At 68.3% G+C, this 26,168-nt stretch carries 19 protein-coding genes; 12 read left to right on the top strand and 7 right to left on the bottom strand.

What is annotated here, in order from left to right:
- Positions 1-90: 90 nt before the first annotated feature.
- The 5 genes from mmaA4 to G6N26_RS13870 form a co-directional block, all read right to left on the bottom strand.
- Entirely contained in the window at positions 91-987 is an 897-nt protein-coding gene (gene mmaA4 / locus G6N26_RS13890; RefSeq protein ID WP_067174787.1) for a hydroxymycolate synthase MmaA4, read from the bottom strand.
- Positions 988-1,152: 165 nt separating this feature from the next.
- Positions 1,153-2,013, bottom strand: coding sequence for a cyclopropane mycolic acid synthase family methyltransferase (locus G6N26_RS13885; RefSeq protein WP_067174792.1), 861 nt, complete (start codon positions 2,011-2,013; stop codon positions 1,153-1,155).
- A gap of 88 nt (positions 2,014-2,101) precedes the next feature.
- Entirely contained in the window at positions 2,102-2,950 is an 849-nt protein-coding gene (locus G6N26_RS13880) for an alpha/beta fold hydrolase (protein ID WP_263644567.1), read from the bottom strand.
- A gap of 61 nt (positions 2,951-3,011) precedes the next feature.
- Positions 3,012-4,358 (bottom strand): ABC1 kinase family protein, encoded by a 1,347-nt coding sequence (locus tag G6N26_RS13875; RefSeq protein ID WP_067174809.1) that lies wholly within the window; start codon positions 4,356-4,358, stop codon positions 3,012-3,014.
- 40 nt (positions 4,359-4,398) lie between these two features.
- Complete coding sequence (locus tag G6N26_RS13870; protein ID WP_067174821.1) at positions 4,399-4,983, bottom strand: DinB family protein; 585 nt, start codon at positions 4,981-4,983, stop codon at positions 4,399-4,401.
- 61 nt (positions 4,984-5,044) lie between these two features.
- Here G6N26_RS13870 and G6N26_RS13865 point away from each other — a divergent pair, with 61 nt between their 5' ends.
- From G6N26_RS13865 to G6N26_RS13855, 3 genes are read left to right on the top strand one after another with little or no spacing between them, the layout of a single operon-like run.
- A complete protein-coding gene (locus tag G6N26_RS13865) occupies positions 5,045-9,253 on the top strand; it encodes a glycoside hydrolase family 38 N-terminal domain-containing protein (protein WP_083018541.1) in 4,209 nt (1,402 codons plus the stop codon).
- Positions 9,250-9,867: a DUF7158 domain-containing protein gene (locus G6N26_RS13860; protein ID WP_083018539.1), complete on the top strand. Its 618-nt coding sequence runs from the start codon at positions 9,250-9,252 to the stop codon at positions 9,865-9,867. The genes G6N26_RS13865 and G6N26_RS13860 overlap by 4 nt, the downstream gene beginning before the upstream one ends.
- 5 nt (positions 9,868-9,872) lie before the next feature.
- The gene (locus G6N26_RS13855) at positions 9,873-10,793 is read left to right on the top strand and encodes an ROK family protein (protein ID WP_083018537.1); all 921 of its coding nucleotides are present in this window, start codon (positions 9,873-9,875) and stop codon (positions 10,791-10,793) included.
- Here G6N26_RS13855 and G6N26_RS13850 read toward each other — a convergent pair.
- Complete coding sequence (locus G6N26_RS13850) at positions 10,786-11,115, bottom strand: winged helix-turn-helix transcriptional regulator (protein ID WP_067171701.1); 330 nt, start codon at positions 11,113-11,115, stop codon at positions 10,786-10,788. The two genes, G6N26_RS13855 and G6N26_RS13850, sit on opposite strands and share 8 nt — an antisense overlap.
- A gap of 71 nt (positions 11,116-11,186) precedes the next feature.
- Here G6N26_RS13850 and G6N26_RS13845 point away from each other — a divergent pair, with 71 nt between their 5' ends.
- The 3 genes from G6N26_RS13845 to rplL all read left to right on the top strand — a co-directional run bounded on the left by G6N26_RS13845 (position 11,187) and on the right by rplL (position 12,950).
- The gene (locus G6N26_RS13845; RefSeq protein WP_083018535.1) at positions 11,187-11,627 is read left to right on the top strand and encodes an anthrone oxygenase family protein; all 441 of its coding nucleotides are present in this window, start codon (positions 11,187-11,189) and stop codon (positions 11,625-11,627) included.
- A 259-nt stretch (positions 11,628-11,886) separates the two neighbouring features.
- A complete protein-coding gene (rplJ, locus tag G6N26_RS13840) occupies positions 11,887-12,513 on the top strand; it encodes a 50S ribosomal protein L10 (protein ID WP_083018533.1) in 627 nt (208 codons plus the stop codon).
- Positions 12,514-12,557: 44 nt separating this feature from the next.
- Positions 12,558-12,950, top strand: coding sequence for a 50S ribosomal protein L7/L12 (gene rplL, locus G6N26_RS13835; RefSeq protein ID WP_008260886.1), 393 nt, complete (start codon positions 12,558-12,560; stop codon positions 12,948-12,950).
- Between the two features lie 48 nt (positions 12,951-12,998).
- Here the strand turns inward: rplL and G6N26_RS13830 are convergent, their stop codons facing one another.
- The gene (locus tag G6N26_RS13830) at positions 12,999-13,685 is read right to left on the bottom strand and encodes a TetR/AcrR family transcriptional regulator (protein ID WP_139799156.1); all 687 of its coding nucleotides are present in this window, start codon (positions 13,683-13,685) and stop codon (positions 12,999-13,001) included.
- Positions 13,686-13,747: 62 nt separating this feature from the next.
- Between G6N26_RS13830 and G6N26_RS13825 the strand changes: the two genes are divergently transcribed.
- The 6 genes from G6N26_RS13825 (at position 13,748) to G6N26_RS13800 (ending at position 26,127) form a co-directional block, all read left to right on the top strand.
- Positions 13,748-15,250 (top strand): carotenoid oxygenase family protein, encoded by a 1,503-nt coding sequence (locus tag G6N26_RS13825; RefSeq protein ID WP_083018529.1) that lies wholly within the window; start codon positions 13,748-13,750, stop codon positions 15,248-15,250.
- Positions 15,251-15,421: 171 nt separating this feature from the next.
- A complete protein-coding gene (locus G6N26_RS13820) occupies positions 15,422-16,432 on the top strand; it encodes an ABC transporter ATP-binding protein (protein WP_067166209.1) in 1,011 nt (336 codons plus the stop codon).
- Between the two features lie 396 nt (positions 16,433-16,828).
- A complete protein-coding gene (gene rpoB, locus G6N26_RS13815) occupies positions 16,829-20,347 on the top strand; it encodes a DNA-directed RNA polymerase subunit beta (protein WP_095577809.1) in 3,519 nt (1,172 codons plus the stop codon).
- A gap of 43 nt (positions 20,348-20,390) precedes the next feature.
- Positions 20,391-24,341, top strand: a complete 3,951-nt coding sequence (locus G6N26_RS13810) for a DNA-directed RNA polymerase subunit beta' (protein ID WP_067166215.1) — start codon at positions 20,391-20,393, stop codon at positions 24,339-24,341.
- A 160-nt stretch (positions 24,342-24,501) separates the two neighbouring features.
- Positions 24,502-25,257, top strand: a complete 756-nt coding sequence (locus G6N26_RS13805; protein WP_083018524.1) for a deoxyribonuclease IV — start codon at positions 24,502-24,504, stop codon at positions 25,255-25,257.
- Between the two features lie 27 nt (positions 25,258-25,284).
- On the top strand, positions 25,285-26,127 hold the full coding sequence (locus G6N26_RS13800; RefSeq protein WP_083018522.1) for an extracellular catalytic domain type 1 short-chain-length polyhydroxyalkanoate depolymerase: 843 nt from the start codon (positions 25,285-25,287) through the stop codon (positions 26,125-26,127).
- The last annotated feature ends 41 nt before the right edge of the window (positions 26,128-26,168 follow it).

Raw genomic sequence — 26,168 nt, 5'->3', positions numbered from 1 at the left:
TCACCTCCAGGTAGTGAGCGAAGCCGTCTGCTCCACTCTCTACCTACTCGACGAACCGCGCAGCGCCAATCCGACGGGCACCGCCGAAATTCAGGCGGCCGCGCCCGGCTTGAGGTAGGTCACCAGGCTGACGTCGAGCATCTCGTCGCCGAAGTAGTGCTCGCAGCCGCGCAGGTACTTGATGTAGCGGTTGTAGACCTCTTCGGAGGTGACCTCGATGGCCTTGTCCCGGTTCGACTCGAGTGTGTCACCCCAGATGCGCAGGGTCTTGATGTAGTGCGGCCGCAACGAAAGCGGTTCGGGCACAACGAAACCGGCCTTCTCGCCGTGATCGACCATCATCTGGGTGGAGGGCAGCCGGCCGCCGGGGAAGATCTCGGTGACGATGAACTTGATGAACCGCGCGGTCTCGAAGCTCAGCTTCTTGCCGCGCGCGGCCAGGTCGTAGGGGTGGTAGCTGACGCTGCTCTGGACGGTCATCCGGCCGTCGTCGGGCATGATGTCGAAGGTCCGCTTGAAGAAGTCGTCGTAGTTCTCGTGGCCGAAGTGCTCGAAGGCCTCGATCGAGACGATCCGGTCGACCGGCTCGGCGAAGTCCTCCCAGTTCTGCAGGCGCACCTCCCGCGAGCGGCCGGTGTCGACGGAACCGAGCAGCGCCTCGGCGCGCGCGTGCTGGTTCTTGGACAGCGTCAGGCCGATGACATTGACGTCGAACCGCTCGACGGCGCGCTTCATGGTGGTGCCCCACCCGCAGCCGATGTCCAGCAGGGTCATGCCCGGCTTCAGGTCGAGCTTGTCGAGGTTGAGGTCGATCTTCGCGTACTGGGCCTCTTCCAGGGACATGTCGTCGCGCTCGAAGTAGGCGCAGCTGTAGATCCGTGACGGGTCCTGGAACAGGCCGAAGAATTCGTCGGAGACGTCGTAGTGCGCCTGGATGTCTTCCGAGCGCGTCCGCGTCTTCGTCGGGCCAGTCGGTTGCTCAGCCATTTTCGTCCTGTTCTCCTGAATGACGTTGGGTGCCTGTGCTCACACGCGCATGCAGGGGTCCGGTGTGAGCAGCAACGATACCCAACGTCGAGGCATCGCTTCCTAAGGGTGCGAGTGCGCGTCGCGGGCCCGACCGCGTAGGCGAACTCTACTTTTCCGCAGACGCTACTTGGTCAGCGTGTACTGGGCCACGTTGGAGATGCCTTTGCGGAACAATCCCGCGCAGCCCGTGAGGTAGCGCATGAAGCGGTCGTAGACCTCTTCGGACTGCAGGGCGATCGCGCGTTCGCGATTGGCCTCCAGGTTGGCCGCCCAGGTGTCCAGCGTCCGGGCGTAGTGCGGCTGCAGGTATTGCGTCTGCTCGAGCGAGAAACCGCTGGCTCGCGAAAGGTCGACGATGTCGGGTTCGCCGCACATCTGCCCGCCGGGAAAGATTTCCTTGCCCAGGAAGTGCAGGAAACGCAGGTCGGTCATCGTGATTTTGATGCCGACTTCCTTCCAGTGCGATTGCGGGTAGGTGAAGATGCTGTGCATCAGCATCCGGCTGTCGTTGGGCAGGGTTTCGTAGGCCCAATCCCAGAATGCGGGCCAGCGTTCCTTTTTGAACGCGTCGAAGGCCTCGAAGCTGATGATCCGGTCGACGTGCTCGTCGAATTCCTCCCAGCCCTGCAGCCGGGCCTCGGCCCGCCGGGTCGTCGGGATCGCGGCCAGCTTCGCCTTGGTGCACGCGTAGTGGTTGCGGCTCAGCGTGATGCCGATGACGTTGACGTCGTATTTCTCCAGCGCACGGACGACCGCCCCGCCCCAGCCGCACCCGACGTCGAGGACCGTCATTCCCGGCTCCAGGTTCAGCTTGTCCAGTCCCAGATCCAGCTTGGCCAGCTGTGCCTGTTCCAGCGTCATGTCGTCGTCTTTGAAATAGGCGCAGGTGTACACCATGTTGGGGTCGAGGAACAACGCGAAGAAGTCGTCCGAAATGTCGTAGGTCGCCTGCGACTCTTCGTAATACGGCTCCAGCTTGACCATCGCTACACCCACCCTCCTTTGACAACCGTACAACCCGCCGCCTTGGACTGAAAATGCGGGGAAATGTTTCTGCAGAATGCTTTTTGGCTCAGCGCGCCTTGCCGAAATTGTTTGTCAGGACGCCGACCACCTGATCCCACAACTGCTGTGGCAGATCATGACCCATCCCGTCGAATAACACCAATCGGGCGTCATCGATGGCCCGTGCCACCGCGCGGCCGCCGAAGGGCCGCATCAGCTTGTCCGCCCGGCCGTGGATCACCACGGTGGGAGCGACGGTGCCGCGGTTGTAGCGCCGCAGGCTGCCGCTGCCCAGCACCGCCGCGAAGTGCCGCGCCACGCCCTGCGGGTAGTAGTTGCGGTCGTATCCCTCGGCGGCCTCGGCGCGGGCCTGCTCGTCGGGCACCCGGTAGCGCGGGCTGCCGATGATCTTGCCGACCCGCACCGCGTTGTCGACGATCACCTCGCGCGGCGAGTTCGGCGGTGGCCCCTTCAGCAGCGCCAGCAACGCGCGCGGCGCCGGCGGCGGCAGCAGGGCCGCGTTGTTGCTGGAGAAGATGACCGCCAGGGATTGGGTCCGCTCGCGGAATCGGCCCGCGAAAATCTGGGCGATCATGCCGCCCATCGACGCGCCGACGATGTGGGCGCGGTCGATGCCCAGATGATCGAGCACGGCCGCGGCGTCGTCGGCCATGTCCTCGAGCTTGTACACCGCCTGGCTGGGCAGGCCCAGCCAGGACCGCACCAACCGCGTCGCCAGCGGCTGCCCCGAGCTGCCCTGCCCGGTCTTGCTGGACAGGCCGACGTCGCGGTTGTCGTACCGGATGACGCGCAGGCCCCGATCGACCAGCTTCTCGCAGAACGCGGTCCGCCACAGCAGCAGCTGGGCTCCCAGTCCCATGATCAACAGGACGGGCGGGTCGTCGACGTCGCCCATGTCCTCGTAGTACAGCTTCAGCTCGCCCGATAGGGCGTGTCCCGTGCGGACCTGCACGCCCCTATACCTCGACGTCGGAGGAGTGCTCGCGGCTGACTTCGACCATGAAGTTCGCGAAATACCCCGTCAATTGCGGATCCGACATCATCTGCCACTTGGGCGCCAGCAGCTTCATGTAGCGCTCGACGTAGAGGAACTGCTTGCCGATCAGCACCAGCTCGCGGGGCAGTTTGACGTCGTAGGCGTCGGCCAGCGCCGACAACTGCCGGCCGATGTCGGCGTACGACATGTCGCCCAGCGTCTGCATCGTCAGCGGGGTGGCGAAGCGCTCCAGGTCCTTGGCCGCCTCGGCCTCGGGCTTCATCGTGCCGACGGCGCCCATCAGCACCACGATCTTGCCGGCCGCGGCGTGGTCCTTCTTGACCAGCAGCGCGTACACCAATTCGCGCAGCAGCCACCGGGTGCGGGGATCGATGCGGCCCATGATGCCGAAGTCGAAGAAGACGATGCGCCCCTGATCGTCGACATAGAGGTTGCCCGCGTGCAGGTCGCCGTGGAACAACCCGTGCCGCAGCCCGCCCTCGAAAAGCGAGAACAGCAGCGCCTTCACCAGCTCGACGCCGTCGAACCCGGCCTTGCGGATGGCGGCGACGTCGTCGATGCGGATGCCGGACACCCGCTCCATCGTCAGCACCCGGTCGCTGGTGAAGTCCCAATACACCTGCGGCACCCGGATGTTGCGGCCCAGCGGGGAGGCGTGCAGGTGCGCCACCCACGCCTCCATCGACTGCGCCTCCAGTCGGAAGTTGAGCTCCTCGGCCAGGTTGTCGGAGAAGTCGGCGACGACGTCCTGTGCGGACAGCCGGCGGCCCAGCTTGGCCACCTCGACGGCCTGGGCGAAGCGCTGGAGGATTTGCAGGTCGGCGGCGACCCGGCGGCGGATGCCCGGCCGCTGGATCTTGACGACGACCTCCTCGCCGCTGTGCAGGGTCGCGTAGTGCACCTGGGCGATGGACGCCGAGGCGAACGGCTCCTCGTCCCAGCTCGCGAAGAGTTCGGACGGGTCGGCGCCGAGTTCCTCGATGAACAGCTTGTGCACCTCGCCGGAGTCGGCGGGCGGCACCCGGTCCAGCAGGCCGCGGAACTCCCGGGACAGCGATTCGCCGAACGCTCCCGGGCTCGACGCGATGATCTGCCCGAACTTGACGTACGTCGGTCCCAGGTCGGCGAAGGTCTGGGGGAGCTGCTTGATCACCTTCTGCTGCCACGGACCCCGGCCCGGCAGCTTGGTGAGGATGCGAGCGGCGGAGCGGGTGACCTGCCAACCGGTCACCGCTACCCGGGCCGCTTCGACCGGCAACGGCACCCGGTCGAGCTTGGCCACCTCTCGATGCTTGGTAGAACTCATTCCAGCAGTCTGCCAAATCGGTACTGGCAAGTCCCAATCTCTACCGGGGCCGCTCCCCGCCTCGCCACGGCTGCACCCACCCCGGGATCGCCCAGCCTTCGACCCCGGCGATCAGCTCGAACATCGTGGCGCCGTCGATCGTCTCGCGGATGATGTCGGCATGCCCGGCGTGCCGCGCCAGCTCGTTGATCACGTGCAGGATCACCCAGCGCACCGACCACGCCTGCTGGTCCTCGGGGAACCAGGGGATGTCGCGGGGCACGGGCACCGCCGCGTCGAGGTCCGCCGTCTCGACGAGCCGCAGCGACTCCGCGTTCTGCGCCTCGAACGCCCGCAGCAGCCCGTCCAGCGTCTCGTCGGGGCCCATCACGTGCTGGTCGGCGAATTCCTTGCTGATCTGCTCGAACGGGCGGGTGTCTTTGGGCGGCGCGTCCGGCGCGGCGGCGACGCGCGCCATCCAGCTGCGCTGCATCCCGGTGGCGTGCTTGACCAGCCCGCCGATCGACAGCGCGCTGACCGAGGGCGTGGACCGGGCTTGTTCGTCGGTGAGGCCGTACGCAGCGGCGAAATACGCGCTCTGGTGGAACGCGAGGAATTCGCGCAGGGCACTGCGTTCGTCGGCCACCGGCCGGGCGAGGGCGGGCATTGTCCGATCGTAGTTCGCCCCGACGCCGTAAAGTGCGGGGATGCAGCTGGTTTCGGCGCAGGCGACCGAGCTTTTCGTGGGGCCGCCGGACGCACCGCTGCAGCTGGTTCGGGTCACGGTCTCGGGTTGCGCCGAGCCGACGCCGGTCCGCATCGACGGCGACGGATTGAGCGGACAGATCGTCGCCGAGGCGGGCCGGGAAGTGATCGAGGTCCCGGTCGACGTCCGGCGCCCGGTGGTCGGCGAGCGCCGGTCCGCGCGGGTGCACGTCGGCCGCACCCGCAAGACGTTCGAGTTCACCGTCGCCGAGCCGGGCTGGACCATGTTCATGGTCAGCCACTTCCACTACGACCCGGTGTGGTGGAACACCCAAGGCGCCTACACCAGCGAATGGACCGAGGATCCGCCCGGGCGGGCCCGGCAGGCCAACGCCTTCGAGCTCGTGCACGCACACCTGGAGGTGGCGCGCCGCGAGCCCGAGTACAAGTTCGTGCTCGCCGAGGTGGATTACCTCAAGCCGTACTGGGACACCCGACCCGAGGACCGCGCCGACCTGCGCCGGTTCATCGCGCAGGGCCGCGTCGAGGTGATGGGCGGCACCTACAACGAACCCAACACCAACCTCACCAGCCCGGAAACCACCATCCGAAACCTGGTGCACGGCATGGGCTTTCAGCGCCACGTCCTGGGTGCTGACCCGGCGACCGCGTGGCAGCTCGACGTCTTCGGCCACGATCCGCAGTTCCCGGGGTTGGCCGCCGACGCCGGCCTGACGTCCAGCTCGTGGGCCCGGGGACCGCACCACCAGTGGGGCCCGACGCACAGCGACGGCGGCCTGGGGGGCATGCAGTTCTGCAGCGAGTTCGAGTGGATCTCGCCGTCGGGTCGCGGCCTGCTCACCCACTACATGCCCGCGCATTACTCGGCCGGCTGGTGGATGGATTCCGCGGCGTCACTGGGCGAGGCCGAGGACGCCACCTACGAGCTGTTCGATCAGCTCAAAAAGGTGGCGCTGACCCGCAACGTGCTGCTGCCCGTCGGCACCGACTACACGCCGCCCAACGCCTGGGTCACCGCGATCCATCGCGACTGGGCGGCCCGCTACACCTGGCCGCGGTTCGTGTGCGCGCTGCCGCGCGAGTTCTTCGCGGCGGTGCGCGCCGAGCTGGCGCATGGGCGCGGCGCGCCTCGAGAACCCTCGCCGCAGACCCGCGACATGAACCCTATCTACACGGGCAAGGACGTCTCCTACATCGACACCAAACAGGCCAACCGGGCCGCCGAGAACGCCGTCCTGGAGGCCGAGCGGTTCGCGGTGTTCGCCGCGCTGATGACCGGCGCCGACTACCCGCATGCGGCCCTGGCCAAGGCGTGGGTGCAGCTGGCCTACGGCGCGCACCACGACGCGATCACCGGCTCGGAATCCGATCAGGTCTACCTCGACCTGCTGACCGGCTGGCGCGACGCGTGGGAGCTGGGCCGCGCGACCCGCGACTCCTCGCTGGCCCTGCTGTCCGGGGCCATCGACGGTGACGTGATCGTGTGGAACCCGTTGGCCCACCCGCGCACCGACCTCGTCACCGCCCGGGTCGATCCGCGGCTGCGCGCGGGCGTGCGGGTGCTGGACGCCGACGGCGCCGAACTGCCCGCGCTGGTCGAGCACGACGGGAGCTCGGTCACCTGGCTGGCCCGCGACGTCCCGTCGTTGGGCTGGCGGGCCTACCGGCTGGCTCCCGCGGACAAAGCGGGCCGCGCGACCGGCTGGGAGCCGATGCCGGGATCGGTGATCGCCAACGAGCACTACCGGCTCGAGGTCGACGCGGCCCGCGGCGGGGCGGTCGCGTCGCTGGTCGACTTCTCTGGCCAGGGCGGCCGCGAGCTGATCGCCGACGGCCGCGTCGGCAACGAGCTCGCCGTCTACGAGGAATACCCGTCGCACCCAACGCAGGGCGAGGGCCCGTGGCATCTGCTGCCCAAGGGGCCGGTGGTGTGCTCGACGGAGTCCCCGGCGCGGGTGCAGGCCTTCCGCGGGCCCGTCGGCGAGCGGGTGGTGGTCCGCGGCCGGATCGGCACGCTGCTGCGCTACACCCAGACCCTGACGCTGTGGCGAGGCGTCGCGCGGGTGGACTGTCGCACCACCCTCGACGACTTCACCGGCGCCGATCAGCTGGTGCGGCTGCGCTGGCCATGCCCGGTGCCGGGCGCCATGCCGGTCAGCGAAGTGGGCGACGCCGTCGTCGGCCGGGGTTTCGCGCTGCTGCACGACGCCCCCGGTGGCGCCCGCTCGGTGGACGCCGCCCGGCACCTCTGGGCGCTGGACAACCCGGCGTACGGCTGGTTCGGCCTGTCCTCGGCGGCCCGGGTCCGGGTCTCGGGGGCGGGCGTGCGGGCGATCTCGGTCGCCGAGGTGGTGTCGCCGGCCGAGACGGTGTCCGGGCCGCTGGCACGCGAGCTGATGGTGGCGCTGGTCCGCGCCGGAGTCACGGCCACCTGCAGCGCGGCGGACAAGCCGCGCTACGGCCACCTCGAGGTGGATTCCAACCTGCCCGACGTGCGGATTGCGCTGGGCGGGCCGGCCCGCAACGCCTTCACCGACGCGGTGCTGGCACACGCCGATCCGGTGTACGCCGAGGAAGTTGACCGCCAGCTGGCGGCGACCGGCCGGGCCCGGGTGTGGGTGCCGGCCGAGACGCCGCTGGCCGCGGTGTGGGTGCCGGGCGCCGACCTGCGTCCGGTGCGGGCGCTGCCGGTGCTGGTGATCGACGGCCGCGACGACGACGACCTGCGGGCGGAGATCGCCGCGCTGGCCGAGGACCTCGGCGACGCCGAGATCGCCGTCGCGCAGCAGCCCGCGTCGGGGACGGACGCGTTCGACGACCGCACCGTCGCCCTGCTCAATCGGGGGGTGCCCAGCTTCGCCGTCGATGCCGAGGGCACCCTGCACACCGCGCTGATGCGCTCCTGCACCGGCTGGCCGTCGGGCATCTGGATCGACGACCCGCGCCGCACCGCGCCGGACGGCTCCAACTTCGCGCTGCAGCACTGGACCCACGATTTCGACTACGCGTTGGTCAGTGGCGACGGTGACTGGCGGCGCGCGGACATCCCCACCCGCAGCGCGCACTTCGCGCAGCCGCTGCTCGCCGTCGCCGGCGGCCGGCGGCCCGGTGCGCTGCCGACGGCCGGTGCGCTGCTGCGCGTGGAGCCGGCCGATTCGGTGCAGCTGGCGGCCCTCAAGGCGGCCGGCGAGCCACTGACCGCGGGCAGCGCCGCGCCGCTCGACCCGAACGCGGTCGCCCTGCGGTTGGTGGAGACGACCGGGGCGGGCGCGCGGGTGGCCCTCGGTTCGGACTTCGCGGCGATCAGCGACCTGCGGAGCGCCGACCTCCTGGAGACGCCCACCGGGCGCCTGGACGTGGTCGACCTGCACGGGTACCAGGTGGCGACCGTGCGGGCCCGATTCGACATGCCCGCGACGCTGTGCGACGCCGTCGCCCTGGCGCCGCACGCCGAGGCCGCCCAGCCGCTCTACGCGCGCTATTGGCTGCACAACCGCGGCCCGGCGCCGCTCGGTGGGCTGCCGGCGGTCGCCCACCTGCACCCGCAGCTGATCAGCGCGCAGCCCCGCGCCGCGTTGACGCTGCGCCTCACCGCGGCCAGCGACTGCAGCGACGCCACGCTGCGCGGCCGGGTCGCCCTCGCATGCCCCGAAGGCTGGTCGGCCGCGCCCGCCGAGCTGCCCGTCACGCTGTGCAGCGGCGACCACCTGGAGGCCGACGTGGTGGTGTCGATCCCGCCGAGCGCCGAACCGGGTCTCTACCCCGTCCGGGCCGAGCTGCGCCTCACCGGGGAGGGAATCCCCGCTCCCTGGCGCCAGGGCGTCGAGGACGTGTGCGTCGTCGCGGTGGGCGGGGGACCGGTCGACCCGGGCGAGCTGGTCTACCTCGCCGATGGGCCCGGCGAGGTCACGCTGCGGCCCGGCGAAGCGGGCGACCTGACCGTCACCGTCGGCACCCACGGCCGCGCCGACCTGTCGCTCGAGGCGCATCTGATCAGCCCCTGGGGCACGTGGGAGTGGATGGGCCCCGCCGCGCTCGGCGCGGTCCTGCCCGCCCGCGGCACCGTCGACGTTCGGTTCCGCGTGACCCCGCCGGCCTGGCTGGAACCCGGCCAGTGGTGGGCGCTGGTGCGCATCGGCTGCGCGGGGCGGCTGGTCTACTCGCCCGCGGTCCGGGTGACGGTGACATGAGCGGCCACGCGGTCGCGACCGTCGCCGGCATCCCCGTGCCGCGCGCCGAGATCGACGCGGCCGAAAGGCGGTTGCGCGCCGCGCGGGGAGCGGGCGCGCTGCCGGCCGCCGGCACCAGCGAGGGCCGCCAACTGCGACGCTGGCTGACCCAACTCGTCGTGACCCAACGGGTGGTCGCGGCCGAGGCGGACGCGCGCGGGCTGGGCCCGCGCGGGGCGCCGGCCGAGGCGGAGCTGTTGCCCGACGTGACCGCGCGGCTCGAGATCGGCAGTGTCGCCGCGGCCGTGCTGGCCGATCCGCGCGCCCGGGCGCTGTTTGCCGACGTCACCGCCGCCGTGCGGGTCACCGACGACGAGGTGGCCGCCTATCACGCCCGCAACCCGCTGCGGTTCGCCGCGGCCCGGCAGGATCAAAACGGCTGGCGTACAACGGCGTTGGCCGGCCCGCCGCTGGCGCAGGTGCGGCCGGTGATCGCCGAACATCTGCGCGCCGCGGCGCGCCGCCGCGCCTTCCGACTGTGGCTGCAGGCGCGCCGCGCCGAGCTGGTGCGGCTCGCGCCGGGCTACGAGCATCCCGGCGATCCCCGTCAACCCGACAACACCCACCGACATTGAGTGCCATGGTCACCCTCTGCCTGGACATCGGCGGCACCAAAATCGCCGCCGCGCTGGTCGATTCGGCGGGCGCGCTGGTGTACACCGCGATCCGCCCCACCCCGGCCACCAGCGTCGCCGGCGACGTGTGGGCCGTCGTCGCAGCGATGATCGCCGACGCGGTGCGGGCAGCGGAGGTTCCGATCGCCGCGGTCGGCATCGCCTCAGCCGGACCGATCGATCTGCGCACCGGATCGGTCAGCCCGATCAACATCGCGAGCTGGGACCGTTTCCCGTTGCGCGACAAGGTCGCCGCCGCGGTGCCGGGGCTGCCGGTGGTGCTGGGCGGCGACGGTGTGTGCATGGCGTTGGGCGAGCACTGGATCGGGGCGGGACGCAGCGTGGGACCCGACGCCCGGTTCCTGTTGGGCATGGTGGTCTCCACCGGGGTGGGCGGCGGTTTGGTGCTCGACGGCGTCCCCTACGCCGGGCGCACCGGCAACGCCGGACACGTCGGGCACGTCGTGGTCGAGCTGGACGGGTCGCCGTGCACCTGCGGCGGCCACGGCTGTGTGGAGACGGTGGCGTCCGGGCCGTGGATGGTGCGCTGGGCGCGAAACAATGGGTGGTCGGCGCCGCCCGGCGCGGGCGCCAGCGACCTGGCCCTCGCGGCGGTGGCCGGAGACCCGTTGGCCCAGCGGGCGTTTCATCGATCGGCGAACGCGCTCGCCGCGATGATCGCCTCGGTCGGCGCGGTCTGCGATCTGGACCTCGTCGTGATCGGGGGAGGGGTGGCCAAATCCGGGCCGCTGCTCTTCGACCCCCTGCGGGCCAAACTGTCCGCCTACGCGGGGCTGGACTTCTTGTCCGGGCTGCGGGTGGTGCCCGGCGAGCTCGGCGGTGCCGCCGGCCTGATCGGCGCGGCCCGGCTCGCGGCCCTCAGCTGACCCGCTGCAGGTGTTTTCGGCCCCAGTCGCACAGGCTCTCCAGCACCGGGCCCAGCGTCATGCCGTACTCGGAAATCGAATAGTGCACGCACGGTGGCACGGTCCGGGCGTCGTGGCGTTCGATGATCCCGGCGTCGACCAGTTCGTGCAGGTGCCGGATCAGCATGCGCTCGGTGATGCCCGGGATGCTGCGCCGCAGTTCGGCGGTCCGCATCGGCCCGTCGCACAGTCGCCAGAGGATCGTGCCCTTCCAGCGGCCGTCGATCACCGACAGCGCCGCGTCGATCGGGCAGTCGCCGGTTTCCTTCTTGGATACGGCCATCGGACGCTCCCTACGCTGACTAATTTGTCAGTACCTTGATATTTGTCAGCATAACCGCCACAGTCATTGACATGAACCACAGCATCGACGCGCTCGCGGTCGTGATCACGGGACTGATGGTGGGCGTGGAACTGGCGGTGGCGGTGTTCTTCCACCCGCTCATCGCGCGACTGCCCGACGACGCCTTCCGTGCGGCCCGCGGCGGCGCCGCCCGAGCGCTGGGCACGACAATGCCGTTCTGGTACGCGTTGAGCCTGTTGCTCCTGGTGGCGCTCGCCATCAAGGAGCGGGGTACGCCGGACGACTGGCTGTACGGCGTCGCCGCCGGCCTGCTGGCGGTGGTCGTCCTGCTGACGGTCACCACGCTGGTGCCGATCAACAATCGCATCGCCAAATGGCCGGCCACCGGTGAGCTCTCCCGCGAACTCGCGGCCCGGTGGGATCGGCGGCACCGGGTGCGGGTGATCATGCTGCTGGCGGTGTTCGTCCTGCTGACCCTCGCCGTCATCTGAGCCATCAGCTGAGGTCGCCGTTTTGGTGGAACGCGCAGGCCACGCTATTGTGTTAGCCGTTCCACCGAAGACCGTCGGTCACCGAGCAATCGGTTGAAGGTCCGGGAGTATCTCGGCGGCCCACGCAGGAGGACGAGGCACCAACGCCGGCTCGCGCCGGCGAGTTTGTACGCCCCGGCCGCATCCTGCGCCGGGGCGTCCGTCGTTTTTCGGGGGAATCGAGACGACACGTCGCATGACTTCACTTCAGGAGGTAGGCATGGCCAGGGCTGACAAGGCCACCGCCGTTGCGGACATCGCCGAGCAGTTCAAGGAATCGACCGCGGCCCTGGTCACCGAGTACCGCGGTCTGACGGTCGCCAACCTGGCCGAGCTGCGCCGCTCGCTGGGTGCATCGGCCACCTACTCGGTGGCCAAGAACACGCTGGTCAAGCGGGCTGCATCGGAAGCCGGGGTCGACGGCCTCGACGAACTCTTCGCCGGTCCGACGGCCATCGCGTTCGTCACCGGCGAGCCGGTCGATGCCGCCAAGGCCATCAAGACCTTCGCCAAGGAGCATAAGGCGCTGGTCATCAAGGGCGGCTACATGGACGGCCGCGCGCTGACGGTCGCCGAGGTCGAGCGCATCGCCGACCTCGAGTCGCGCGAGGTGCTGCTGGCCAAGCTGGCCGGCGCGATGAAGGGCAACCTCGCCAAGGCCGCCGGGCTGTTCAACGCCCCGGCGTCGCAGGTGGCCCGGCTCGCGGCCGCGTTGCAAGAGAAGAAGGCCGCGGAGGGACCAGCGGGGCCGGCAGCTTCCGAAGCGCCTGCCGCCGCCGAACCCGCCCCGGAACCAGCGTCGGAAGCACCCACTGAGGCTGCGGAAACCCCAGCCGAAGCCGAATAACAACCCAACCCGGAACCTGGAAAAACAAGGAAGGACCCACACCCATGGCAAAGATGTCTACTGACGACCTGCTTGACGCGTTCAAGGAAATGACGCTGCTGGAGCTCTCCGACTTCGTCAAGAAGTTCGAGGAGACCTTCGAGGTCACCGCGGCCGCCCCGGTCGCCGTCGCCGCGGCCGGTCCGGCCGCCGGTGGTGCGCCCGCCGAGGCCGCCGAGGAGCAGTCGGAATTCGACGTGATCCTCGAGTCCGCCGGCGACAAGAAGATCGGCGTCATCAAGGTGGTCCGCGAGATCGTCTCCGGCCTGGGCCTCAAGGAGGCCAAGGACCTGGTCGACGGCGCGCCCAAGCCGCTGCTGGAGAAGGTCGCCAAGGAGGCCGCCGACGAGGCCAAGACCAAGCTCGAGGCCGCCGGCGCCACCGTCACCGTCAAGTAAGTCACTGCGCGTAACCCCCGGGAGGCAGATCCCGGGGGTTACGTGCGCTCAGTGGGCGTGCATCGCCGCTTGCAGCGACCGCGCCACCCGCTCGGGTGAATCCCCCAGGGCCACAAGCAGGTTCGACGTCATCGAACCCAGCACCGGGACGACGGCCGAGCTGTCCTGGCCGTAATAGCCGGCCAGTTCCAGCATGACGAAGCCGTGGATCGACGCCCAGAACTGCGCCGCTATCGCCACCACCGCCGCGTCGTCGTCGGCCGCGCCGGCGCCGATACGCCCGGCCTGCACGCATCGGTGCACCGCGCGCACGACGTGCGCGAAGCTGGGGTAACCCCGCTCGATCTCGCCGATCGTCAGCGTCAGGACGTTGTGGGCGGGCGCGTTGATGCCGTGCGCGCTGGTGCTGCCGAACATCAGCCGGTACATGTGCGGGCGCTTGATCGCGTAGCGCCGGTAGGCGGCGCCGATGACGAACAGGTCGGCGACCGGATCGCCGGTCTCGGGCGCGGCCAGGGCGGCGTCGAACTGCCGCAGGCCCTCCTCGGCCACCTCTGCGATCAGCCCACCCATCCCGCCGAAGTGGGTGTAGAGCGCCATCGTCGAGGTGCCCGCGGCACCGGCCACCTTGCGGGTCTGCAGCGCGTCGGGGCCGTGCTCGTGCAGCAGGTCGACCGCCGCGGACAGCATGTCCTGGCGAACACCGTGCCGAACGTCTGAAGTCATCGTTGCCATCTTCCCATCGGGGGCGTAGCGTGCCAATAACGCTGAAATAACGATGTTATAGGAGTTCAGCCATGGCGACCACGACAACCGCCAAACCCGGCAACCCCTACCTCGAGGACTTCCTGGCGCCGGTGAGTGCGGAGGTCACCGCCACCGACCTCACGGTCACCGGGCGCATCCCCGACCACCTCGACGGGCGCTACCTGCGCAACGGGCCCAATCCCGTCGCCGAGGTGGACCCGGCGGTCTACCACTGGTTCAGCGGCGACGGCATGGTGCACGGGGTAGCGCTGCGCGACGGGCAGGCCCGCTGGTATCGCAACCGCTGGGTGCGCACCGCCCACGTCTGCGCCGAACTCGGCGAGTCCGAACCCGGCGGGCTGGACCCGCGGGCCGGCATGCTCTCGGTCGGCCCCAACACCAACGTGCTCAGCCACGCCGGCCAGACGCTGGCGCTCGTCGAGGGGGGCGGGGCGAACTACCGCCTGACCGACGAGCTCGACACCGAGGGGTCCTGCGACTTCGATGGAACCCTGTTCGGGGGGTACACCGCCCATCCGCACGCCGACCCGAGGACCGGCGAATTGCACGCGGTGTCCTACTCGTTCACCCGCGGCCGGACCGTCCAGTACTCGGTCATCGACACCGCCGGCCGCGCCCGGCGCACGGTCGACATCGAGGTCGGCGGGTCGCCGATGATGCACGACTTCTCGCTGACCGACAAGTACGTGGTCATCTACGACCTGCCGGTCACGTTCGACGCCGTTCAGGTGATGCCGACGACCGTGCCCCGGTGGCTGAGCCTGCCGGCCCGGCTGGTGATGCAGTCGCTCATCGGGCGGGTGCGGCTACCCTCTCCGATGACCACGGCACTGAACCGCAATCGTGAGCCGATCAATCGGATGCCGTATCGCTGGAACCCTGACTATCAGGCGCGCATCGGGGTCATGCCGCGCGAGGGCAACAACGAAGACATTCGCTGGTTCGACATCGAGCCCTGCTACGTCTACCACCCGCTGAACGCATATTCCGAAATGCGCGACGGGGCAGAGGTTTTGGTGCTCGACGTGGTGCGCTACTCGCGGATGTTCGACCGTGACCTGCGCGGCCCCGGCGACAGCCGGCCGACGCTGGACCGCTGGACCGTCAACCTGACCACGGGAGCGGTGAGCAGCGAACGCCGCGACGATCGCCCACAGGAATTCCCGCGCATCAACGAGAGTCTGCTCGGCGGACGGCACCGGTTCGGCTACACCATCGGCACCGAGGGCGGCTACCTGTCCGGCGGCCAATCCGAGATGTCCACCGCCGTGTACAAGCACGACTACGCGAGCGGATCCAGCGTCGCCGCCGATCTCGATGCGGGCCTTTTGCTCGGCGAGATGTCCTTTGTGCCCAACCCCACGGCGCGCGCCGAAGATGACGGCGTCCTCATGGGATTCGGCTATCACCGCGAGTCCGCCGAAGGGCAACTGGTGTTACTGGACGCGCAGACGCTCGAGCGCGTCGCCACCGTGCATCTGCCCCAGCGGGTGCCGATGGGATTCCACGGCAACTGGGCGCCCGCTGGCTAACACGTGCGTCAAATAAGTTGTGCCATCGGGGCTTCCGGCTGATCTCAGGACGGCCAATTTTTCCCCGCTGTGTTCCGCAACCCTGATGCCGTGTGGCAGGCGTGCGCTACAGTGACTCATGCCACACAAAAGGGCAGGTGGCGGGCACAAGTCTCGACGGAAGGATTTCCCATGGGCGTCGCAATCGAGGTGAATGGACTTACCAAGTCCTTCGGCTCCTCGAGAATCTGGGAAGACGTGACGTTGGAAATCCCCGCCGGGGAGGTCAGCGTCCTGCTGGGGCCGTCGGGTACCGGCAAATCGGTTTTCCTGAAGTCACTGATCGGTCTGTTGCGCCCCGAGCGCGGCTCGGTCGTCATCGACGGCACCGACATCCTGCAGTGCTCGGCCAAGGAGCTCTACGAGATCCGCACCCTGTTCGGCGTGATGTTCCAGGACGGCGCGCTGTTCGGTTCGATGAATCTCTTCGACAACGCGGCCTTCCCGCTGCGCGAGCACACCAAGAAGAAGGAAGGCGAGATCCGTGACATCGTCATGGAGAAGCTGACCCTGGTCGGTCTCGGGGGCGACGAGAAGAAGTTCCCCGGTGAGATCTCCGGCGGTATGCGCAAGCGTGCCAGCCTGGCCCGTGCTCTGGTGATGGACCCGCAGATCATCCTGTGCGACGAGCCGGACTCGGGTCTGGACCCGGTTCGCACCGCCTACCTGAGTCAGCTCATCCTCGACATCAACGCGCAGATCGACGCCACGGTGCTGATCGTGACGCACAACATCAACATCGCCCGCACCGTGCCGGACAACATGGGCATGTTGTTCCGCCGCAAGCTGGTCATGTTCGGTCCCCGCGAGGTGCTGCTGACCAGTGACGAGCCGGTCGTGCGGCAGTTCCTCAACGGCCGCCGCATCGGGCCGATCGGCATGTCGGAGGAAAAGGACGAGGCGACCATGGCCGAGGAGCAGGCCATGATCGATGCCGGTCACCACGCCGGCGGTGTGGAGGAGATCGAGGGTGTGCCCCCGCAGATCGTCGCCACGCCCGGGATGCCCGAGCGCAAGGCCGTCGCCCGCCGCCAGGCCCGGGTGCGCGAGATCCTGCACACCCTGCCCAAGACCGCTCAGGCCGCCATCCTCGACGACCTCGAAGGCACCCACAAGTACCGGGCGAACGAGTTCGGCGGCTAGCGCCCCGGGGCCGCAGGGTTCCGCGATAACTCCGCGTAACACGGCGGCCTGCCCTCTTGACGACGGGCCCTAAACGAGCCAGTCTGTTGGGCAGCATGAATCCACGGGAAGTCGAGGTCGCCAGCCAGCGCCGATGTCCCTGGGCTCTCGGTGCTGGGAAGTTGAGGAATGCGCAGTCCTGCGCTATTGTTGGACGTTGCGCTGGCTACCTCCTGCCCACCTCACCCGCCACCTGACACCGTGGTCTAAGCCTGAGCCTCCCTACGTGGCTTAGTTCTTTAGTTGCGTGCGTGAGATCCGGACAGATCGTTCGCCGGCCGAACCGACACAATTCGCGGCGAGCTGGCCGGTGGTCCCGGCCTTCGTGAGTCGCACGAGGTGCTGGAAGGATGCATCTTGGCTGATTTCCGCCAGAGCAAGACGGATCGCCCACAAAGTTCCTCTAACGGAAGTTCCTCAAACGGCTCCGTGCCTGGAGCCCCCAACCGAGTCTCCTTCGCCAAGCTCCGCGAACCCCTCGAGGTTCCGGGTCTGCTTGACGTGCAGATCGACGCCTTCGAGTGGTTGATCGGCGCGCCGCGCTGGCGCGAGGCGGCCGCCGCCCGCGGCGAGGGCAAGGCGGGGGTCACCCCGGTGGGCGGCCTCGAAGAGGTGCTCCTGGAGCTTTCGCCGATCGAGGACTTCTCCGGATCGATGTCGCTGTCGTTCTCCGACCCGCGCTTCGACGAGGTCAAGGCGCCGGTGGACGAGTGCAAAGACAAGGACATGACGTACGCGGCGCCGCTGTTCGTCACGGCCGAGTTCATCAACAACAACACCGGTGAGATCAAGAGCCAGACGGTGTTCATGGGTGACTTCCCGATGATGACCGAGAAGGGCACCTTCATCATCAACGGCACCGAGCGCGTGGTGGTCAGCCAGCTGGTCCGCTCGCCCGGTGTGTACTTCGACGAGACGATCGACAAGTCGACCGAGAAGCTGCTGCACAGCGTCAAGGTGATCCCCAGCCGGGGCGCGTGGCTGGAGTTCGACGTCGACAAACGCGACACCGTCGGCGTGCGCATCGACCGCAAGCGCCGCCAGCCGGTCACCGTGCTGCTCAAGGCGCTCGGCTGGACCAACGAGCAGATCACCGAGCGGTTCGGTTTCTCCGAGATCATGATGTCGACGCTGGAGAAGGACAACACCGCCGGCACCGACGAGGCGCTGCTGGACATCTACCGCAAGCTGCGTCCGGGCGAGCCGCCCACCAAGGAGTCCGCGCAGACCCTGCTGGAGAACCTGTTCTTCAAGGAGAAGCGCTACGACCTGGCCCGCGTCGGCCGCTACAAGGTCAACAAGAAGCTCGGGCTGAACGTCGGCGCGCCGATCACGAGCTCGACGCTGACCGAGGAAGACGTCGTCGCCACGATCGAGTACCTGGTGCGCCTGCACGAGGGCCAGCCGACGATGACGGTTCCCGGTGGCACCGAGGTCCCGGTGGAGACCGACGACATCGACCACTTCGGCAACCGCCGCCTGCGTACCGTGGGTGAGCTGATCCAGAACCAGATCCGGGTCGGCATGTCGCGGATGGAGCGCGTCGTCCGCGAGCGGATGACCACTCAGGACGTCGAGGCGATCACGCCGCAGACCCTGATCAACATCCGGCCGGTCGTCGCCGCGATCAAGGAGTTCTTCGGCACCAGCCAGCTGAGCCAGTTCATGGACCAGAACAACCCGCTGTCCGGGCTGACCCACAAGCGCCGCCTGTCGGCGCTGGGCCCCGGCGGTCTGTCCCGTGAGCGCGCCGGCCTGGAGGTCCGTGACGTCCACCCGTCGCACTACGGCCGCATGTGCCCGATCGAGACCCCGGAAGGCCCCAACATCGGTCTGATCGGCTCGTTGGCGACCTACGCCCGGGTCAACCCGTTCGGGTTCATCGAGACGCCGTACCGCAAGGTGGTCGACGGTGTGATCAGCGACGAGATCCACTACCTGACCGCCGACGAGGAGGACCGCCACGTCGTGGCGCAGGCCAACTCGCCGATCGACGCCAAGGGCCGGTTCGAGGAGTCCCGTGTCCTGGTCCGCCGGAAGGCGGGCGAGGTCGAGTACGTGCCCTCGTCCGAGGTGGACTACATGGACGTGTCGCCGCGCCAGATGGTGTCGGTGGCCACCGCGATGATCCCGTTCCTCGAGCACGACGACGCCAACCGTGCCCTGATGGGTGCCAACATGCAGCGCCAGGCGGTTCCGCTGGTGCGCAGCGAGGCGCCGCTGGTGGGCACGGGCATGGAGCTGCGCGCCGCGATCGACGCCGGCGACGTCGTCGTCGCGGAGAAGGCTGGGGTGATCGAGGAGGTCTCCGCCGACTACATCACCGTGATGGCCGACGACGGCACCCGCCACACCTACCGGATGCGCAAGTTCGAGCGGTCCAACCACGGCACCTGCGCCAACCAGTCGCCGATCGTCGACGCGGGCGACCGCGTCGAGGCCGGCCAGGTGATCGCCGACGGTCCGTGCACGGAGAACGGCGAGATGGCGCTGGGCAAGAACCTGCTCGTGGCGATCATGCCGTGGGAGGGCCACAACTACGAGGACGCGATCATCCTCTCCAACCGTCTGGTTGAGGAGGACGTGCTCACCTCGATCCACATCGAGGAGCACGAGATCGACGCCCGCGACACCAAGCTGGGCGCCGAGGAGATCACCCGGGACATCCCGAACGTCTCCGACGAGGTGCTGGCCGACCTCGACGAGCGCGGCATCGTGCGCATCGGCGCCGAGGTCCGCGACGGCGACATCCTGGTCGGCAAGGTGACCCCCAAGGGTGAGACCGAGCTGACCCCGGAGGAGCGGCTGCTGCGGGCGATTTTCGGTGAGAAGGCCCGCGAGGTCCGCGACACCTCGCTGAAGGTGCCGCACGGCGAGTCCGGGAAGGTCATCGGCATCCGGGTGTTCTCCCGCGAGGACGACGACGAGCTGCCGGCCGGCGTCAACGAGCTGGTGCGCGTCTACGTGGCCCAGAAGCGGAAGATCTCCGACGGCGACAAGCTGGCCGGACGGCACGGCAACAAGGGTGTGATCGGCAAGATCCTGCCCCAGGAGGACATGCCGTTCCTGCCGGACGGCACGCCGGTGGACATCATCCTGAACACCCACGGGGTGCCGCGACGGATGAACATCGGCCAGATCCTGGAGACCCACCTCGGGTGGGTCGCCAAGTCCGGCTGGAACATCGACGGATCTCCCGAATGGGCGGTGAACCTGCCCGAGGAGCTGCGGCACGCGCAGCCGGACCAGATCGTGTCGACGCCGGTGTTCGACGGCGCCAAGGAGGAGGAGTTGGCCGGCATGCTGTCCTGCACGCTGCCCAACCGCGACGGCGAGGTCATGGTGGACGGCGATGGCAAGTCGGTGCTGTTCGACGGCCGCAGCGGCGAGCCGTTCCCGTACCCGGTGACCGTCGGCTACATGTACATCATGAAGCTGCACCACCTGGTGGACGACAAGATCCACGCCCGCTCCACCGGTCCGTACTCGATGATCACCCAGCAGCCGCTGGGTGGTAAGGCACAGTTCGGTGGCCAGCGCTTCGGTGAGATGGAGTGCTGGGCCATGCAGGCCTACGGCGCGGCCTACACGCTGCAGGAGCTGTTGACCATCAAGTCCGACGACACCGTCGGCCGGGTCAAGGTGTACGAGGCGATCGTCAAGGGCGAGAACATCCCGGAGCCGGGTATCCCCGAGTCCTTCAAGGTGTTGCTCAAGGAACTGCAGTCGCTGTGCCTCAACGTCGAGGTGCTGTCCTCGGACGGCGCGGCGATCGAGTTGCGCGAAGGCGAGGACGAGGACCTCGAACGGGCCGCGGCGAACCTGGGAATCAACTTGTCCCGCAACGAATCCGCGTCCGTTGAGGACCTCGCCTAACAACGTTTTCAGTTACTAAACCCGCAAGGGGAAAGGGAGTTACGTGCTCGACGTCAACTTCTTCGATGAACTCCGAATCGGTCTGGCCACCGCGGAGGACATCAGGCAATGGTCTTACGGCGAGGTCAAGAAGCCGGAGACGATCAACTACCGCACGCTGAAGCCGGAGAAGGACGGCCTGTTCTGCGAGAAGATCTTCGGACCGACTCGCGACTGGGAGTGCTACTGCGGCAAGTACAAGCGCGTCCGCTTCAAGGGCATCATCTGTGAGCGCTGTGGCGTCGAGGTGACCCGCGCCAAGGTGCGTCGTGAGCGGATGGGCCACATCGAGCTGGCCGCGCCCGTCACGCACATCTGGTACTTCAAGGGCGTGCCGTCGCGGCTGGGGTACCTGCTCGACCTGGCGCCGAAGGATCTCGAGAAGATCATCTACTTCGCCGCCTACGTCATCACCTCGGTCGACGACGAGATGCGCCACAACGAGCTCTCGACGCTCGAGGCCGAAATGATGGTGGAGCGCAAGGCCATTGAGGACCAGCGCGACGCCGACCTGGAGGCCCGCGCCCAGAAGCTCGAGGCCGACCTGGCCGAGCTGGAGGCCGAGGGCGCCAAGGCCGACGCGCGCCGCAAGGTTCGCGACGGCGGTGAGCGCGAGATGCGTCAGCTGCGCGACCGGGCCCAGCGTGAGCTGGACCGGCTCGAGGAGATCTGGACGACCTTCACCAAGCTGGCCCCCAAGCAGCTGATCGTCGACGAGAACCTCTACCGCGAGCTGATCGACCGCTTCGGTGAATACTTCACCGGCGCCATGGGTGCCGAGTCGATCCAGAAGCTGATCGAGAACTTCGACATCGACGCCGAGGCCGAGATCCTGCGCGACGTCATCCGGAACGGCAAGGGGCAGAAGAAGCTTCGCGCCCTCAAGCGGCTCAAGGTGGTCGCCGCCTTCCAGCAGTCGGGCAATTCCCCGATGGGCATGGTGCTCGACGCCGTCCCGGTGATCCCGCCGGAGCTGCGCCCGATGGTTCAGCTGGACGGTGGCCGGTTCGCCACGTCCGACCTGAACGACCTGTACCGCCGCGTGATCAACCGGAACAACCGCCTCAAGAGGCTGATCGACCTCGGCGCGCCCGAGATCATCGTCAACAACGAGAAGCGGATGTTGCAGGAGTCCGTGGATGCGTTGTTCGACAACGGTCGTCGCGGCCGCCCGGTCACCGGGCCGGGTAACCGCCCGCTGAAGTCGCTGAGCGATCTGCTCAAGGGTAAGCAGGGCCGGTTCCGTCAGAACCTGCTCGGTAAGCGCGTCGACTACTCGGGCCGCAGCGTCATCGTGGTCGGCCCGCAGCTCAAGCTGCACCAGTGCGGTCTGCCCAAGCTGATGGCCCTCGAGCTGTTCAAGCCGTTCGTGATGAAGCGGCTGGTCGACCTCAACCACGCGCAGAACATCAAGAGCGCCAAGCGCATGGTCGAGCGTCAGCGTCCCCAGGTGTGGGATGTCCTCGAAGAGGTCATCGCCGAGCACCCGGTGCTGCTGAACCGCGCACCCACCCTGCACCGGCTGGGCATCCAGGCCTTCGAGCCGATGCTGGTGGAAGGCAAGGCAATCCAGCTGCACCCGCTGGTGTGTGAGGCGTTCAACGCCGACTTCGACGGTGACCAGATGGCGGTGCACCTGCCGCTTTCCGCCGAGGCGCAGGCCGAGGCCCGCATCCTGATGCTGTCCTCGAACAACATCCTGTCGCCCGCGTCGGGCCGCCCGCTGGCCATGCCGCGTCTGGACATGGTGACCGGGCTGTACTACCTGACCACCGAGGTCGACGCCGCCTTGGGCGAATTCAAGGCCGCGGCCAAGGACGAGCCCGAGGTCGGCGTGTACTCCTCGCCGGCCGAGGCGATCATGGCGTCGGACCGCGGCGTGCTGTCGGTGCGGGCCAAGATCAAGGTGCGGCTGACCCAGCTGCGGCCGCCCGCCGAGATCGAGGCCGAACTGTTCGGCGCGGGCGGCTGGCAGCCCGGCGATGCCTGGATGGCCGAGACCACCTTGGGCCGGGTGTTGTTCAACGAGCTGCTGCCGGTGGGCTATCCGTTCGTGAACAAGCAGATGCACAAGAAGGTGCAGGCGTCGATCATCAACGACCTGGCCGAGCGCTACCCGATGATCGTGGTCGCGCAGACCGTGGACAAGCTCAAGGACGCCGGTTTCTACTGGGCGACCCGCAGCGGTGTCACCGTGTCGATGGCCGACGTGCTCGTGCCGCCGCGCAAGAAGGAGATCCTCGACCAGTACGAGGAGCGGGCCGAGAAGGTCGAAAAGCAGTTCCAGCGTGGTGCTTTGAACCACGACGAGCGCAACGAGGCGCTGGTGGAGATCTGGAAGGAAGCCACCGACGAGGTCGGTCAGGCGCTGCGTGAGCACTACCCGGCCGACAACCCGATCATCACGATCGTCGACTCGGGCGCCACGGGTAACTTCACCCAGACGCGAACGCTGGCCGGCATGAAGGGTCTGGTGACCAACCCGAAGGGTGAGTTCATCCCGCGTCCGGTCAAGTCGTCGTTCCGCGAGGGCCTGACCGTGCTGGAGTACTTCATCAACACCCACGGCGCTCGAAAGGGCTTGGCGGACACCGCGTTGCGTACCGCCGACTCGGGTTACCTGACCCGTCGTCTGGTGGACGTCAGCCAGGACGTCATCGTCCGCGAGCATGACTGCGAGACCGAGCGGGGCATCATCGTCGAGCTGGCCGAGCGTCAGCCCGACGGCACGCTGATCCGTGACCCGTACATCGAAACCTCGGCGTACGCACGGACTTTGGGTGCCGACGCGGTCGACGAGGCCGGCAACGTCGTCGTCGCGCGCGGCGAGGACCTGGGTGACCCGTCGATCGAGGCCCTGCTGGCCGCGGGCATCACCCAGATCAAGGTGCGCTCAGTGCTGACCTGCACCACCGGAACCGGTGTGTGTGCGACCTGTTACGGGCGGTCCATGGCGACCGGCAAGCTCGTCGACATCGGTGAGGCCGTCGGTATCGTCGCCGCGCAGTCCATCGGTGAGCCCGGTACCCAGCTGACCATGCGTACCTTCCACCAGGGTGGTGTCGGTGAGGACATCACCGGCGGTCTGCCCCGCGTGCAGGAGCTGTTCGAGGCCCGCATCCCGCGCGGTAAGGCGCCGATCGCCGACGTCACCGGGCGGGTCCGTCTCGAGGAGGGCGAGCGCTTCTACAAGATCACCATCGTTCCCGACGACGGGAGCGAGGAGGTCGTGTACGACAAGCTCTCCAAGCGGCAGCGGCTGCGGGTGTTCAAGCACGAAGACGGTTCCGAGCGGGTGCTCTCCGACAACGACCACGTCGAGGTGGGCCAGCAGCTGATGGAAGGCTCGGCCGACCCGCACGAGGTGCTGCGCGTGCAGGGCCCCCGCGAGGTGCAGATCCACCTGGTCCGCGAGGTGCAGGAGGTCTACCGCGCGCAGGGTGTGTCGATCCACGACAAGCACATCGAGGTGATCGTTCGCCAGATGCTGCGCCGCGTCACCATCATCGACTCGGGCTCGACGGAGTTCCTGCCCGGTTCGCTGATCGACCGTGCGGAGTTCGAGGCGGAGAACCGCCGGGTGGTGGCCGAGGGCGGCGAGCCCGCCGCCGGCCGTCCGGTGCTGATGGGTATCACGAAGGCGTCGCTGGCCACCGACTCGTGGCTTTCTGCGGCGTCGTTCCAGGAGACCACGCGAGTGCTGACCGATGCGGCGATCAACTGCCGCAGCGACAAGCTCAACGGTCTGAAGGAGAACGTGATCATCGGAAAGCTGATCCCGGCCGGTACCGGCATCAACCGGTACCGCAACATCCAGGTGCAGCCGACCGAGGAAGCCCGGGCCGCCGCGTACACGATCCCGTCCTACGAGGATCAGTACTACAGCCCGGACTTCGGCCAGGCCACCGGCGCCGCGGTGCCGCTGGACGACTACGGCTACAGCGACTACCGCTAGTCCGACGACGACAACGAAAAAGCCCCGGGTTTCGCCCGGGGCTTTTTCGTTGCGTGGGGCGTCGAGCCAATCGGTTGTGCGGCCAGCCGCACGTTCGGACTCGGGTGTGCGGCCAGCCGCACACTCGCCGCCGTCAGGGCCCCTCACTACACTGGCCACCGTGCTCATCGGTTCGCATGTCCACCAAGACGACCCGCTGGCCGCCGCGCAGGCCGACGGCGCCGACGTGGTGCAGTTCTTCCTCGGCAACCCGCAGAGCTGGAAGAAGCCCAAGCCGCGTGACGACGCCGAGGCGCTGAAGGCGTCGACCATTCCGCTCTACGTCCACGCGCCGTACCTGATCAACGTGGCCTCGGCCAACAACCGCATCCGCATCCCGTCGCGCAAGATTCTGCAGGACACCTGCGACGCGGCCGCGGCCATCAACGCGACGGCGGTGATCGTGCACGGCGGTCACGCCGACGACAACGACATGGACGCCGGCTTCGAGCGGTGGGTTAAGGCCCTGGACTACCTGGAAACCGACGTGCAGGTCTACCTGGAGAACACCGCCGGCGGTGACCACGCGATGGCCCGCCACTTCGACACCATCGGCCGGCTGTGGGATCACATCGGCGACAAGGGGATTGGGTTCTGCCTGGACACCTGCCACGCCTGGGCTGCGGGTGAGCAGCTGATCGACGCGGTCGACCGGATCAAGGCGCTGACCGGCCGCATCGACCTGGTGCACTGCAACGACTCGAGGGACGCGGCGGGCTCCGGCGCGGACCGGCACGCCAACTTCGGCACCGGGCAGATCGATCCCGAGTTGCTCGCCGCGGTGGTCAAGGCCGCCGACGCGCCGGTCATCTGCGAAACCGCCGACGAGGGCCGCAAGGACGACATCGCGTTCCTGCGGGAGAAAACAAACGGCTGAGGGCGAACCAGCGCTTACCGTTGACCCATGCTGCGCCGGCTGACCCCACTCTTGGCTGTTGTCGTCCTGGTGCTCGCGGGCTGCTTGCCGGCGGAGGCGAACCGGCCGTCGGGCTTCGTGACCGGAACCAGCGTCCACCACCTCAAGGTCGGCGATCTCGATCGCAGCTATCGGGTGTACCAGCCCGTCGGGCTGCACGTCCCGGCCCCGCTGGTGGTCATGATGCACGGTGTGTCGGGCAGCGCCCGGGAGGCCGAAAAGGATTACCACTGGGACACATTGGCCGACTCGGGCAAGTTCGTCGTCGCCTACCCGGATGGCCTCGACGAGGCCTGGAACGTCGACGGCCAGACCTGCTGCGGACGCTCTGGACAACGAGGCGTCGACGACGTCGGCTTCATCAGGGCGGCCGTCGGCGACATCGCCAAGAACGTCGGCATCGACACCGCCAAGGTCTACGCCACCGGCATGAGCAACGGCGGCATCATGTCCTACACGCTGGCCTGCACCACGGAGCTCTTCGCGGCGATCGGACCCGTCGCGGGCACCCAGCTGAACGCGTGCCCGACACCACATCCGGTGTCGGTGATGCACATTCACGGCACCGCGGACAGCCTGGTGCCCTACGGCGGCGGACCGGGCTACAGCGTCATCAACGGTCCTCCGGTGCCCGGGGTGAATGCGTTCTGGCGCAACGTCGATCAGTGCGGCACCCCGTCGACTACCACCGACGGGCCGATCACCACCTCGACCGCGGGATGCGCCGAGGGCCGCGGGGTCGTGCTCATCACGGTCGACCAGGGCGACCACGAGTGGCCCGACTTCGCGACGCGGGAACTCTGGGACTTCTTCGCCGCCCACCCGCGCTGATCATTACACCTCTTGTGCAACTGTCGAGAAACTGTAACATT

Source organism: Mycobacterium marseillense (assembly GCF_010731675.1).
GTDB classification, from domain to species: domain Bacteria; phylum Actinomycetota; class Actinomycetes; order Mycobacteriales; family Mycobacteriaceae; genus Mycobacterium; species Mycobacterium marseillense.
Note: the sequence above shows the minus strand (reverse complement) of the source record. Positions and strands in the feature narration are given on the sequence as shown.

Excerpts from the sequence above, each read along its gene's own strand:
- mmaA4 (WP_067174787.1), bottom strand. The coding sequence starts at position 987 with ATGGCTGAGCAACCGACTGGCCCGACGAAGACGCGGACGCGCTCGGAA.
- G6N26_RS13885 (WP_067174792.1), bottom strand. The coding sequence starts at position 2,013 with ATGGTCAAGCTGGAGCCGTATTACGAAGAGTCGCAGGCGACCTACGAC.
- G6N26_RS13880 (WP_263644567.1), bottom strand. The coding sequence starts at position 2,950 with ATGGGCGACGTCGACGACCCGCCCGTCCTGTTGATCATGGGACTGGGA.
- G6N26_RS13875 (WP_067174809.1), bottom strand. The coding sequence starts at position 4,358 with ATGAGTTCTACCAAGCATCGAGAGGTGGCCAAGCTCGACCGGGTGCCG.
- G6N26_RS13865 (WP_083018541.1), top strand. The coding sequence starts at position 5,045 with ATGCAGCTGGTTTCGGCGCAGGCGACCGAGCTTTTCGTGGGGCCGCCG.
- G6N26_RS13860 (WP_083018539.1), top strand. The coding sequence starts at position 9,250 with ATGAGCGGCCACGCGGTCGCGACCGTCGCCGGCATCCCCGTGCCGCGC.
- G6N26_RS13855 (WP_083018537.1), top strand. The coding sequence starts at position 9,873 with ATGGTCACCCTCTGCCTGGACATCGGCGGCACCAAAATCGCCGCCGCG.
- G6N26_RS13850 (WP_067171701.1), bottom strand. The coding sequence starts at position 11,115 with ATGGCCGTATCCAAGAAGGAAACCGGCGACTGCCCGATCGACGCGGCG.
- G6N26_RS13845 (WP_083018535.1), top strand. The coding sequence starts at position 11,187 with ATGAACCACAGCATCGACGCGCTCGCGGTCGTGATCACGGGACTGATG.
- rplJ (WP_083018533.1), top strand. The coding sequence starts at position 11,887 with ATGGCCAGGGCTGACAAGGCCACCGCCGTTGCGGACATCGCCGAGCAG.
- rplL (WP_008260886.1), top strand. The coding sequence starts at position 12,558 with ATGGCAAAGATGTCTACTGACGACCTGCTTGACGCGTTCAAGGAAATG.
- G6N26_RS13830 (WP_139799156.1), bottom strand. The coding sequence starts at position 13,685 with ATGGCAACGATGACTTCAGACGTTCGGCACGGTGTTCGCCAGGACATG.
- G6N26_RS13825 (WP_083018529.1), top strand. The coding sequence starts at position 13,748 with ATGGCGACCACGACAACCGCCAAACCCGGCAACCCCTACCTCGAGGAC.
- G6N26_RS13820 (WP_067166209.1), top strand. The coding sequence starts at position 15,422 with ATGGGCGTCGCAATCGAGGTGAATGGACTTACCAAGTCCTTCGGCTCC.
- G6N26_RS13800 (WP_083018522.1), top strand. The coding sequence starts at position 25,285 with ATGCTGCGCCGGCTGACCCCACTCTTGGCTGTTGTCGTCCTGGTGCTC.